Genomic DNA, 12031 nt, shown 5'->3' on the forward strand with positions numbered 1-12031 from the left:
CAGCGGTATCAATGACATATGGCACAATATCAAACTTTGCTGTACTATTGCTACAGCCCTATCGAAAATGCAGAACAATTTGCTGCAGAACACTTAGAATTTTGTAATTCAATTGGACTTGTAGGTCGTATAATAGTTGCGGACGAAGGTCTTAATGGTACTGTTTCAGGTTCACCTGAAGCTTGCAAAACTTATATGGACAGCATCTATGCTGACGGCAGATTCAATCATACAGAGTTTAAGATTGATGATGTAGAAGAGCTTTCATTTATCAAAATGCACTGCCGCTACAAAGCAGAAATTGTTCACTCTGGATTGCGCGATCCTAAAATAATCGACCCGAATAAACAAACAGGTATTCATTTAGAACCAAAAGATTTTTTGGCCATGAAAGACCAAGAAGATGTGGTCATCTTGGATGTACGCTCCAATTATGAACATACATTAGGAAGATTCAAAAATGCCGTTACTTTGGACATTGAGAACTTCCGTGAGTTTCCAGAGAAAGTAAAAGAGTTAGAACACCTGAAAGGTAAAAAAATATTAACCTACTGTACAGGAGGTATCAAATGTGAAAAAGCATCGGCCTTACTTTTAAAAGAAGGCTTTGAAGAGGTATATCAATTGCATGGCGGTATAATCAAATATGGTAAAGAAGCTGGAGGACAAGATTTCGAAGGTGATTGCTACGTTTTTGACAATCGTGTCAAAGTACCTGTAAACTCCGTTAACCCAACGATCATATCTACGTGTAAAAACTGTGGTAAAACTACAAATAAAATGATAAATTGTGCCAATGCTAAATGTAATGAGCATTTCACACAATGTGACGAATGTGGATGGGATTTGGATGGATGTTGCTCTACAGAATGTCAATCAGTACCAGATAAGCGAGTATACGACGGAACAGGTTACTATGTAAAAGTACCTCAACCCGTAAACGTCGAAAAGATTTCTAAACGAAAACACAAAAACTTCCCTCCAAAGGAGCAAGTATAAACATAAAAAAAACAATCCCCGACACTTTTGCGTATCGGGGATTGTTTTTTAAAGGGACTTTTTTGATAGCCCCTTTTATTGAAAAATATTTTCAGTATATTGACCATAATAACCAATTAAATTCAATATAAAGTATGAAAAAAATCTTTCACCTATTTATTCTCTTCACAATATCGCTATCCTCGTATGCACAAGATTCCGTCTATATGTTTTCCTATTTCATCAACAATGGAGCCGATGGATTACATTTAGCATACAGTAATGATGGACTTGAATGGAAAGAAATTCAGGATGGGAAATCTTACCTACAACCCAAACTTAGTCCGGATAAATTGATGCGCGATCCATGCATCATACGAGGCGGAGATGGAAAATTTCATATGGTATGGACCGTCAGTTGGACGCAAAGAAGCATAGGCTATGCACATTCAACCGATCTAATAAATTGGTCTGAACAGCAGTTAATCCCCGTTATGGAACATGAGCCCCTTGCACGCAATACATGGGCTCCAGAGATCACCTATGACCCTTCAGATAAAACATACCTAATCTATTGGTCCACGACTATCACTGGGTTATTTCCAGAAACACAAGAGGAAAAAGAAAATGCCTACAACCATCGAATTTACTACACAAAAACCAAAGACTTTAAGACTTTTGAAAAAACAAAAATTCTATTAGAACCCGGATTTAATGTTATTGATGCTAGTATTGTACCTATAGATGGACAATGGAAAATGTTTATAAAAGATGAAACTATAGTTCCTCCCAAAAAGGATATAAAAATTGTTTCAGCCAAAAATATTGAAGGTCCATATACCAACATATCAGATGCCATCACCGGTGATTATTGGGCGGAAGGTCCTACTACTTTAAAAGTTGGAGATGAATGGATTGTTTATTTTGATAAATATACAGAACACAAATATGGAGCGGTAAAATCTAAAGATTTAAAAAAATGGACAGATATATCTGATCAAATTAAAATGCCTTCTCAATTGAGACATGGTACGGCATTTAAGATATCACAGGCAGAATTTAAAAAACTGTTATAACTAAAAAAGAGGCTTTATCATGGATAAAGCCTCTTTTTTAGTTATTTCTTAAATGTCCACTGAACATAATTAATACTCTTATCTATAGCAAGATATTTTCTTTCATAATATGTTTTAATAGACAATACTTCATCTACTAAATCCGAATGATACAAATCAGTTGTTTGTTTAAACTTTGTTAATTTTAAAAGATCTATTTGCTCAACAGAATAGTTAAAGAAGAAATCACTATCTGTTTTCAAATGCATAATACCATCATCCTTAAGGATAAACTTATAACGTTCCAAAAATTTAGGATTTGTCAAGCGCTTTTTTTCTCTAGAATCCTGGGGTTGAGGATCCGGAAAAGTAATCCATATTTCAGAGATTTCATTTTCTTCAAAATGCTCTAAAATAGTCTCAATTTGAATGCGCAAAAAACCTACATTATCAATACCTTCTTCTAACGCTGTCTTTGCTCCTCTCCAAATACGATTCCCTTTATAATCAATTCCAATAAAGTTTTTATCAGGAAACAATTTAGCCAAGTTGACTGTATATTCACCTTTACCACAAGCTAATTCTAAAACAACAGGTTTATCATTTCCAAAAAATTTAGAAGCCCATTGTCCTTTATATTCCTTACCTGCATCTAGTTGTACCACATTTTTAAATGTCGCTACTTCAGCAAATTTTCTTAATTTATCCTTACCCATAACAAATATTAAGTCGCAAAAATAACCTTATATTTGCAGTAATTCAACTAATTATCATGGAAAAAGAAGCTAAAATATATGTTGCAGGTCATAGAGGGATGGTTGGTTCAGCGATTTTCAATAAATTGAAAGACGAAGGACATACCAATATCATTACCAGAACTTCTTCAGAGCTTGATTTAAGAGATCAAGCGGCTGTTGCACGATTCTTTGCTACCGAAAAACCAGCATATGTTTTTTTAGCAGCGGCCAAAGTAGGCGGTATTATTGCTAATAATACTTTTAGAGCAGATTTCATTTACGAGAATATGGCTATACAAAATAATGTAATCCATCATTCTTATTTAAATAATGTAAAGAAATTGATGTTCTTAGGCTCTTCATGTATCTATCCAAAGATGGCTCCACAACCGCTAAAGGAAGAATATTTATTGACAGGTGTACTAGAACCTACAAATGAACCATATGCTATTGCGAAGATATCGGGTATAAAAATGTGTGAAGCTTACAGAGCACAATATGGGACCAATTATATCTCCGTAATGCCAACGAATTTATATGGTTACAATGACAATTATCATCCACAAAATTCACATGTATTACCAGCCTTAATCCGTCGTTTTCACGAAGCTAAAGAAAATAATTCAGCAGAAGTTATTATCTGGGGATCTGGTACACCATTGCGCGAATTTTTATTCTCTACAGATTTAGCTGATGCATGTATATTCTTAATGAAGAACTATGATGATGAGCAATTTGTAAATATTGGAATTGGGGAGGATCTAAGCATCAAAGACCTTGCTCTATTGATAAAACGTATTATTGGCTATAAAGGATCGATTAAATTCGACAGCACAAAACCAGATGGAACACCGAGAAAACTAATGGATGTTTCAAAACTACATAGTTTGGGATGGAAACACAAAATCCCTTTGGAAGAAGGGATTAAACTAGCTTATGCTGATTTTAAAGCTAAATATTGTTAGATACCTAATATTTGTTCTTCAGGAGAATCCTCAATATTTTCCTGAAGTTTCTTTTCTACTTTATTAGATTTGGTTTTAGACTTTTTAGGTCTAATAAAACGAGTAACCTTAGCCAAGAGATTAGATACGCTATCTTGCGTTATTTGAGAAGTTGCTGTTTGGGAAGCTAGTAAAACTAAAGCCTTTTTCATCCATCCTGATTTCTTCAGAAAAGTACTATTCAATAGTATTGGTAATCCTATTCGAATACCTTTCGTCAGCCAATCCCCACTAGCTACACCATGCTCATCTTTAGGACTCGATTTACCAATAGAAGAAACGACACTTTTCACCAAATTAAATCCCGGAATAGAAGATGCCACAGTACCAAATACACGTGCCGGCATATCAACTTTATTTTTTAATAAAGTATACTGATCATTCAGATAGGATTCTTGCTCTCTTTTCAGTTCTGTCAATCGTGCAATCTCCCACTTTAGTTCATCAAGATTATTAATTTTTGTTTTCATTTTCGCTTATATTCTCTTCGTAAAAATCTTGAACTTTTGTTTCCTCCGCTTTCTTCTTATTAGCAAAATGAGCATCTTTAATTTTTTGATCGATATCTAAATCATCTTCATCATTCCATTTAGATAAGATACGTGCTATTGTAAGGTCCATAAACTTCGCTTCTAATTTAGGTTCTTTAGCAATAACAATAAATAGAACAATAAGGAACAAAATTCCTGTAGATAAAAATCCTAATGCATTGCTATCCATTAATTCCCCTAAAAAGAAACCTAGTGCTAACGATAGAAAAAAGACAACAATCAAAGAAAGCAAAAGCTTAGTAACATCAAGCACTAAAGCGCCACCTATCCGCGCTGATTTAGCAATAGCCCTAAGTTTAAATAGTTCTAGCTGCGTATCGGCATATTCTTTCGTCTTCTGAAAACTCCCTGTAAAAGAAAACTTTTGTTCTTCCATTTACTAATGATTAATAGATGAAGTGCTTTAGTAATACCGTAGCACTTCATCTAATTTATATATTATAAGGCTTATAACTTAAATAGATTAAGCGTGCTCTTCAATTTCGTCTTCTAAAATAGAATCTGCAGTAGCAACTTTTGTTTTTACAGCTGCCAAAACTTTATCCTTTAAATCATTTAATTGATCTAATTGTTCTTCGGTTCTCTCTTTAATAGCATCTGCTAAGTCACCTAAAGAATCATTAATCTTGTCTCGTGTCTCCGAACCTTTTTCTGGCGCGAATAAAACTCCTAAAACTGCTCCTGCTGCTAATCCTGCCAACAACGCAGTAACTATTTTTCCACTATCCTTCATATGTTTATATTTATTCTGAGTATACTTGATATTAAACATTAAAAAACAAAGGTCTAAAAAACTACATTTTGAACCTCTTAGTTAATATAACAATTATTCTTCAATAATATAGCAAAAATAGAACCAATTATCGAATTTAAGTATAATTTTACTCTTTATTTTAAGTATATTTATTTAATCATTAATTTAATTCATGCTAATAAAAACATACGGAAGTTCCGTTTACGGAATTGAAGCTACAAAAATTACAGTAGAAGTAAATATAACAACCGGAACGAAATATTATATTGTAGGGCTGCCTGACAATGCTGTTAAAGAAAGTTTGCAACGAATAGAAAGTGCCATAATGGCGATAGGATACAGAATGCCACGCCAAAAAATCGTCATAAATTTGGCCCCTGCCGACATACGTAAGGAGGGATCTGCATATGATCTAAGCATGGCAATAGGAATCTTGGCCGCTTCCGGTCAAATAGAAATCGATAATCTTGGTGATTATCTTATTCTAGGAGAACTTTCACTAGATGGCACGATTCAACCTATCAAAGGAGCACTTCCTATAGCCATACAAGCTAGAAATGACGATTTCAAAAGCCTTATTTTACCAAAAGCAAATGCCAGAGAAGCTGCTATTGTTTCAGACATAAACGTATATGGTATTGACAATCTTACCGATGTTATTGATTTTTTGACACACAAGATTACTGTATTACCTACTACTGTCGATATAGAGCAAGAGTTTATTAATAAAATAAATATCACCGAGGTTGATTTTTCTGATGTTAAAGGACAAGAAAACATCAAGCGAGCCTTAGAAATCGCCGCTGCCGGAGGACACAATGTTATTCTAATTGGTCCACCAGGATCTGGTAAAACAATGTTAGCGAAAAGACTTCCAACGATATTACCGCCATTGACCATTGAAGAATCATTAGAAACGACAAAAATACATTCTGTATCAGGCCAACTTACAGCCGCTGAATCGCTCATGCATACACGGCCTTTTCGAGCACCACATCATACTATTTCAGATGTCGCATTAGTAGGTGGAGGGACAAACCCACAACCAGGAGAAATATCATTAGCACATAATGGGGTATTATTTTTGGATGAGTTACCAGAGTTCAAACGGAGCGTATTAGAAGTGATGCGTCAACCTTTAGAATCACGAAGCATCACCATCTCTCGTGCAAAATTTACCATTGATTACCCTGCAAGCTTCATGCTAATTGCAGCTATGAATCCATGTCCTTGCGGATATTACAATCACCCTGAAAAAGAGTGCATATGTGGTTCGCCGATAGTGCAACGCTACCTTAGTAAAATATCGGGTCCCCTATTAGATCGAATAGATCTTCATGTTGAAGTAACACCTATTGAATTCTCTGAACTTACTAGCGTGGAACGAGCTGAAAAAAGCAATTGTATCCGAAAAAGAGTAATTAATGCTAGAAATAAGCAAGCAGAAAGATTTGCTACAAACGACGAAGTACATTGCAATGCACAAATGAGTGCCAAAGCTGTTCGCGATATTTGTACTATAGATCAGCAGGGCAAAAATCTCCTCAAAGCTGCTATGGAAAAACTCAATCTCTCTGCTCGCGCCTATGATCGAATTTTGAAAGTAGCCCGTACAATTGCTGACATGGAAAATTCGAACCTGATATCAAACCAACATCTCGCCGAAGCTATACAATACCGCAGCTTGGATCGTGAAAATTGGGCAGGCTAGAACTGATCTATAAAATGTTTCAAAATCCACGGATAATAGAGCAAGGTGATAATAATACCCGACAATGCACCAAATAAATGGGCATCATGATTAATATGATCATTTGCTTTCTTAGAAGCCCATATACAATAACCAACATAAATAACGGCAAATATATACGCAGGCATAGGGATAGCAAAGAAAATCCTTAATTCAGTCTTTGGATAGAATAGAATAAAGCTGAAAAGTACAGCAGATATTGCACCGGAAGCGCCTAAGCTAAAGTAATTAGGATTATTCCTATTTTGGATAATTGTCGGTATATCACTTAATACTAAACTAATCAAATATAATAAGGCAAAATACAAATGACCAATATCCCCACTTGCCTGAACAAATATTATTTCTAATGCAAATCCAAAATAGTAAAAAGTCATCATATTGAAGATAAGATGCATCCAATCAGCATGCACTATACCACTTGTAAATACGGTAAACCACTTGGATTTGTCACGTTGAATACTATAAGGATGGAGCATCATATTTCCTAAAACAGAAGGATTAGAAAAAGCATAAATACTTGTTGCTACAGTTATCGCGAATATAACACTCGCCACAGGCGAGTATATTAAATATTGTTCCATGCTATTTTAAAATCTATCTTCAATTAGAAAAACATACAATTCCTTAGGCCCATGTGCCCCTAATACTAATCTCTTTTCTATATCAGCAGTTCTACTTGGCCCAGTAATAGTACTAATCATAGATGGCATATCATCAGCATATCGATCTTTCATTAGCTTCATACCATGCTTGATATCCATTACCAGTTGAGAAGCCTTAGCAAATACAATATGAATTGGAGGATATACACTCAATCGACGTCCTGAATGAGTTTGGTTAGAGATAAGGATAGAACCATTTCGAGCTATCAATGCCTCACAGGTTGTAATGCCAGCTTCGGCATTCGAAAATTCAACATCATTAGCGATGATAGGAAATCCATAATTCCCCAAAAGATTTTGAACAGATGGTTCCCAAGCATATATTTTTGTAATACCCAACTCCTCTACTAAACCGATCAGATTTTCTATTACAGCAATCTCTCCATCACAGTAGATAAATTTTCCTGAAACAGCGTTAAACTCGCGTGCAAATGTTACATCTAGCGTATCCTCCTCGTCTACATACAATTGAGAATCCTCAAAATCAGGATATGGATTATCTCGTTTCTCTAGTAATGCTTGTCTTACTTTTTTAAGCATTGCTTCTTTAGGCGTGATATTTCTAATATTCATATATAAAAAACAGGTGTACTAAAAAGTACACCTTATATTCTAGTTAGAAGTTTCATTTAAAGAAGAGGGCGGTTCTACATCCTCTACATCTTCAAGAGTAGTTGGTAGTTCCAGATTGGTTTGCGGAACACCTCCACCATCGGCACCGCCATTGACAAACTCATCGTAAGTAGTACGATTTGAAAATGGTCGTTTTCCTAAAATATCTTCCAAATCAGATTGGAAAAGTATTTCCTTCTCTAAAAGTTGTTCAGCTATCTTAATTAAGCCATCTTGTTTTTCCAGTAATAATTGTCTTGTACGCTCATAAACCTCTGCAATAAGTTTACGTACTTCATCATCAATTAATTCTGCTGTTTGATCAGAATATGGTTTATGGAATTGAGATTCACCCGAACTATCATTGAATGATATATTACCAACACGAGGATTCATACCATATACTGCTGTCATAGCATAAGCCAATTTAGTAATACGTTCTAAATCATTCTGTGCACCAGTACTGATACGCCCAAAGGTAATATCCTCAGCCACACGTCCGCCCATTGTCATAGACATACTATCCAACAATTGTTCGGTTGTGTACAAAAATTGTTCTTTTGGAAGATATTGAGCATAACCCAATGCCGCAACTCCACGTGGAACGATAGACACTTTCACTAATGGATCTGCATGTTCTAAAAACCAACCTGCTATTGCGTGACCTGCTTCGTGATAAGCTACAATTTTTTTCTCCTCTGGAGAGATGATTTTATTTCTTTTCTCTAAACCACCGATTACACGATCCACAGCGTCTTGAAAATCCTGCATCTCTACAGCAGGCTTCCCTTTACGTGCAGCGATCAATGCAGCTTCGTTACATACATTCGCTATTTCAGCACCTGCAAAACCTGGTGTCTGCGCAGACAATTTTTTAGCATCTACTTCTTCAGCCAATTTTAATGGCTTCAAATGTACATTAAAGATATGCTCACGACCTACTAAATCTGGTTTATCGATAGATATCTGTCTATCAAAACGACCTGGTCTTAATAAAGCAGAATCTAAAACATCCAATCTATTAGTTGCTGCTAAAATAATTACGCCTAAGTTAGTACCAAAACCATCCATTTCAACCAATAATTGGTTCAATGTATTTTCACGCTCATCGTTCCCTCCCATTACAGAGTTTTTACCACGAGCACGACCTATAGCATCGATCTCATCGATAAAAATGATACATGGTGCTTTTTCCTTTGCTTGTTTGAATAAATCACGTACACGTGATGCGCCAACACCAACAAACATTTCGACAAAATCAGAACCCGACAAAGAGAAGAAAGGCACTTGTGCTTCACCGGCAACGGCTTTTGCTAATAATGTTTTACCTGTTCCTGGAGGACCTACTAATAATGCACCTTTAGGAATTTTACCCCCTAAATCGGTATATTTTTTGGGATTCTTAAGGAAATCAACAATCTCCATAACCTCCGTTTTAGCCTCCTCAAGACCTGCTACATCATTAAAAGTGATATTTATTTGAGATTCTTTATCAAATAATTGGGCTTTAGATTTTCCGATATTAAATATCTGACCACCGCCAGCACCACCACCACTCATACGACGCATTAAGAAAATCCACAATGCTGCTAAAATAACTATAGGAAGGATAAAAGTCATAAAGAAACCACCCCAAGGGTTATTTCTACTTTCATAAGAAACTGTAACAGGAGCAACACCTTCTGGTAACTGTGCTTCTGAAGCCGCTAATTTTTTCTCAAAAATCTCATCAGATCCCATTTTAAAGTAATACTGCGGCCCAGCTTCTGCTGCCGCAAACATAGTATTTCCTTTAGGAACGAGGTCTTTATATTTAGGATTATCTTTTAAGCTATCTGGTTTAATAAATACTTCAACTTCAAGAAGATCATTACTTTTGAAAGCGACAAGTTTATCTACATCACCAGATAAAAGCATATTCTTTTCAAAATTCTCGTAGTTAATCTCTTTAGGACCACCACCAGAATAAACATAATTCAAAGCTAAAAAGCCTAATACGACAGCGATATATATCCACATCATATTAAACTTAGGCGGGATTGGAGTAATCTTTTTACTCGGGATTTTCTTCATTATTTAAAATATAAATACAATTTAAAACTAAGCACTTTGATAAGATTCCTTTTTAGCGTCGCCCCAAAGATCTTCAATACGATAGTGATCTCTCTTATCTCCTTTAAAAATATGAACTACGACATCTACATAATCTAATAAAACCCATTCGCCATTACCATGCCCCTCCTTATGCCAAGGATCTTGACCGAATACTTTATAAACTTCATCCTCCACACTTTTTGCGATAGCATTTACCTGTGGACCATTATCAGCATGACAAATAATGAAATAGTCAGACAAAGTTGCATTTACTTCACGCATATCTAACTTTACTATTTCATTTGCTTTTTTCTCTTGCATCCCCAACACGACAATTTCTGCCAACTTGTTAGATATTTCAACGTTTTTCTTTTTACTCATTAAGAAATATTATAGTTTTACCAAAACTTTATAATCATTTATCTTTTGCAAAATAATACATTTTTCGGATATTCTAAGCCCTCAAGTCTAATTGTTTTAGACAATGTATCATCTACAAATGATTACCTCAAACAACTATTGGCAAATTTCAAGCCACAGCTACCCTTTACTGCCATAATGGCAAGGCAACAAACAATGGGTAGAGGACAAAGAGGAACGTCGTGGATTGCGCAGCCTAATAAAAATCTAACAGCGAGCTTTTTAAACACGCCTAAACACCTGGCAATAAAAGACCAGTTTTTAACAACAATAACCTCTAGTCTAGCTGTTTACGATAGTCTAAGTGAATTTATACCGTCAAACTTGTCAATTAAATGGCCTAATGACATAATGGTTAATAATAAAAAAATTGGAGGAATATTAATTGAAAATAAAATTACATCTACGGCTATAAAACATAGTATAATAGGGATAGGAATCAACGTAAATACAACTGAATTTCCGATAGAATTTAGGAAAAAAACTACATCTATAGCCTTAGAAAATTTTGATTTTAATCTGACAATTATTTCACTAGTAAAAAGGATACAACAACAATTGATTCGCTACGAACAGATTGTTGCGGATGGAGAAATTGATAAATTATGGAACCTATATACGGATAGGCTTTTTAGAAAGAATTGTATAGCGACCTACATCATAAACAACCTAGAAATACAAGGCGAAATATTAGGCGTAAACACAGATGGTAAGCTTTTATTAAAAGTAGCTGATGAGGTCCACAAATACGACTTAAAAGAATTAAGGTATCAGTTATAACAAAAAATACCTATCAAATTAAAGTAAGAAAACGTAATTTTGCATTAAACTATATACATCTCATTTAGTCATATAACCCAAATAGTATTATAGAAGATATTAATTATGAAAAATTTTAGCTTATTAATCGTAGCCGTTCTAATCACTGTTACTACAGCTGTTGCACAAATTAAAACTCCGGTAAAATGGACGGTAGCCTCAAAAAAATTAAACAATAAAGAAGCCGTTGTATTTATCAAAGCAACAATTGAAAACGGATGGCATATTTATGGACAGAATGTACCTAATGGCGGTCCTATATCAACATCCTTCACCTTTAAGACATCAAAAGATTACTCACTTAATGGCGGAACACTTTCAAATATTAAAGCAAAAACAAAATATGAAGATGTCTTCAAAATGAATGTCCCATATTTTACACAAGAAGTAGTTTTCCAGCAAAAAGTTAAACTAAACAGTAATAAGGCGACAACAGTAAATGGTGTAGTGGAGTTTATGGCCTGTGATAAAACAGAATGTCTTCCTCCAGACGAGTACAATTTTAGCGTAACAATTAAGTAATTTTTTATACAATAAATAGCAAAAGGCAGTAGTATTACTGCCTTTTTGCTATTTTTATGCTTTCATATAA

Annotated in this window: 14 protein-coding genes; 6 read left to right on the forward strand and 8 right to left on the reverse strand. The window is 34.9% G+C overall.

The features are described from left to right. Positions 1–18: 18 nt before the first annotated feature. Positions 19–999, forward strand: a complete 981-nt coding sequence (trhO, locus tag IP023_RS08840; protein WP_241789910.1) for an oxygen-dependent tRNA uridine(34) hydroxylase TrhO — start codon at positions 19–21, stop codon at positions 997–999. Positions 1000–1133: 134 nt separating this feature from the next. Continuing rightward, positions 1134–2054, forward strand: a complete 921-nt coding sequence (locus IP023_RS08845; protein WP_241789911.1) for a glycoside hydrolase family 43 protein — start codon at positions 1134–1136, stop codon at positions 2052–2054. Positions 2055–2095: 41 nt separating this feature from the next. Here the strand turns inward: IP023_RS08845 and trmB are convergent, their stop codons facing one another. Further along, entirely contained in the window at positions 2096–2749 is a 654-nt protein-coding gene (gene trmB / locus IP023_RS08850) for a tRNA (guanosine(46)-N7)-methyltransferase TrmB (protein WP_241789912.1), read from the reverse strand. A 56-nt stretch (positions 2750–2805) separates the two neighbouring features. On the opposite strand from trmB, the gene fcl reads away from it, so the two are divergent. Beyond that, positions 2806–3735, forward strand: a complete 930-nt coding sequence (gene fcl / locus IP023_RS08855; RefSeq protein WP_241789913.1) for a GDP-L-fucose synthase — start codon at positions 2806–2808, stop codon at positions 3733–3735. On the opposite strand, the gene IP023_RS08860 is transcribed toward fcl, so the two are convergent. The 3 genes from IP023_RS08860 to IP023_RS08870 form a co-directional block, all read right to left on the reverse strand. Further along, complete coding sequence (locus tag IP023_RS08860) at positions 3732–4244, reverse strand: hypothetical protein (protein ID WP_241789914.1); 513 nt, start codon at positions 4242–4244, stop codon at positions 3732–3734. The two genes, fcl and IP023_RS08860, sit on opposite strands and share 4 nt — an antisense overlap. Continuing rightward, a complete protein-coding gene (locus tag IP023_RS08865; RefSeq protein ID WP_241789915.1) occupies positions 4228–4701 on the reverse strand; it encodes a phage holin family protein in 474 nt (157 codons plus the stop codon). The genes IP023_RS08860 and IP023_RS08865 overlap by 17 nt, the downstream gene beginning before the upstream one ends. Positions 4702–4788: 87 nt before the next feature. Then, positions 4789–5058 carry a YtxH domain-containing protein gene (locus IP023_RS08870; RefSeq protein WP_241789916.1) on the reverse strand — a complete coding sequence of 90 codons (270 nt, stop codon included), beginning with the start codon at positions 5056–5058 and terminating at the stop codon, positions 4789–4791. Between the two features lie 193 nt (positions 5059–5251). Between IP023_RS08870 and IP023_RS08875 the strand changes: the two genes are divergently transcribed. Beyond that, the gene (locus IP023_RS08875) at positions 5252–6790 is read left to right on the forward strand and encodes a YifB family Mg chelatase-like AAA ATPase (protein ID WP_241789917.1); all 1539 of its coding nucleotides are present in this window, start codon (positions 5252–5254) and stop codon (positions 6788–6790) included. Here the strand turns inward: IP023_RS08875 and IP023_RS08880 are convergent. Genes IP023_RS08880 through rsfS form a run of 4 tightly spaced genes read right to left on the reverse strand, consistent with a single transcriptional unit; the run spans position 6787 to position 10581 of the window. After that, complete coding sequence (locus IP023_RS08880) at positions 6787–7413, reverse strand: rhomboid family intramembrane serine protease (protein WP_241789918.1); 627 nt, start codon at positions 7411–7413, stop codon at positions 6787–6789. The genes IP023_RS08875 and IP023_RS08880 overlap by 4 nt on opposite strands. A 6-nt stretch (positions 7414–7419) precedes the next feature. Then, positions 7420–8067 (reverse strand): LutC/YkgG family protein, encoded by a 648-nt coding sequence (locus IP023_RS08885; RefSeq protein WP_241789919.1) that lies wholly within the window; start codon positions 8065–8067, stop codon positions 7420–7422. 39 nt (positions 8068–8106) lie between these two features. After that, on the reverse strand, positions 8107–10179 hold the full coding sequence (gene ftsH, locus IP023_RS08890) for an ATP-dependent zinc metalloprotease FtsH (protein ID WP_241789920.1): 2073 nt from the start codon (positions 10177–10179) through the stop codon (positions 8107–8109). Between the two features lie 27 nt (positions 10180–10206). After that, positions 10207–10581 carry a ribosome silencing factor gene (rsfS, locus tag IP023_RS08895; protein WP_241789921.1) on the reverse strand — a complete coding sequence of 125 codons (375 nt, stop codon included), beginning with the start codon at positions 10579–10581 and terminating at the stop codon, positions 10207–10209. Between the two features lie 45 nt (positions 10582–10626). Between rsfS and IP023_RS08900 the strand changes: the two genes are divergently transcribed. Together IP023_RS08900 and IP023_RS08905 are read left to right on the forward strand one after the other, a co-directional pair. Further along, complete coding sequence (locus IP023_RS08900) at positions 10627–11400, forward strand: biotin--[acetyl-CoA-carboxylase] ligase (protein ID WP_241789922.1); 774 nt, start codon at positions 10627–10629, stop codon at positions 11398–11400. Between the two features lie 105 nt (positions 11401–11505). Further along, a complete protein-coding gene (locus tag IP023_RS08905) occupies positions 11506–11961 on the forward strand; it encodes a protein-disulfide reductase DsbD domain-containing protein (RefSeq protein WP_241789923.1) in 456 nt (151 codons plus the stop codon). The last annotated feature ends 70 nt before the right edge of the window (positions 11962–12031 follow it).

It is taken from the genome of Sphingobacterium rhinopitheci, from assembly GCF_022627575.1.
Classification (GTDB): Bacteria; Bacteroidota; Bacteroidia; order Sphingobacteriales; family Sphingobacteriaceae; genus Sphingobacterium; species Sphingobacterium rhinopitheci.

Bases quoted from the DNA above. Each gene is read 5' to 3' on its own strand.
- IP023_RS08870 (WP_241789916.1), bottom strand. From the start codon at position 5,058: ATGAAGGATAGTGGAAAAATAGTTACTGCGTTGTTGGCAGGATTAGCA.
- IP023_RS08865 (WP_241789915.1), bottom strand. From the start codon at position 4,701: ATGGAAGAACAAAAGTTTTCTTTTACAGGGAGTTTTCAGAAGACGAAA.
- trmB (WP_241789912.1), bottom strand. From the start codon at position 2,749: ATGGGTAAGGATAAATTAAGAAAATTTGCTGAAGTAGCGACATTTAAA.
- IP023_RS08885 (WP_241789919.1), bottom strand. From the start codon at position 8,067: ATGAATATTAGAAATATCACGCCTAAAGAAGCAATGCTTAAAAAAGTA.
- IP023_RS08845 (WP_241789911.1), top strand. From the start codon at position 1,134: ATGAAAAAAATCTTTCACCTATTTATTCTCTTCACAATATCGCTATCC.
- rsfS (WP_241789921.1), bottom strand. From the start codon at position 10,581: ATGAGTAAAAAGAAAAACGTTGAAATATCTAACAAGTTGGCAGAAATT.
- IP023_RS08860 (WP_241789914.1), bottom strand. From the start codon at position 4,244: ATGAAAACAAAAATTAATAATCTTGATGAACTAAAGTGGGAGATTGCA.
- ftsH (WP_241789920.1), bottom strand. From the start codon at position 10,179: ATGAAGAAAATCCCGAGTAAAAAGATTACTCCAATCCCGCCTAAGTTT.
- IP023_RS08905 (WP_241789923.1), top strand. From the start codon at position 11,506: ATGAAAAATTTTAGCTTATTAATCGTAGCCGTTCTAATCACTGTTACT.
- IP023_RS08875 (WP_241789917.1), top strand. From the start codon at position 5,252: ATGCTAATAAAAACATACGGAAGTTCCGTTTACGGAATTGAAGCTACA.
- fcl (WP_241789913.1), top strand. From the start codon at position 2,806: ATGGAAAAAGAAGCTAAAATATATGTTGCAGGTCATAGAGGGATGGTT.
- trhO (WP_241789910.1), top strand. From the start codon at position 19: ATGGCACAATATCAAACTTTGCTGTACTATTGCTACAGCCCTATCGAA.
- IP023_RS08880 (WP_241789918.1), bottom strand. From the start codon at position 7,413: ATGGAACAATATTTAATATACTCGCCTGTGGCGAGTGTTATATTCGCG.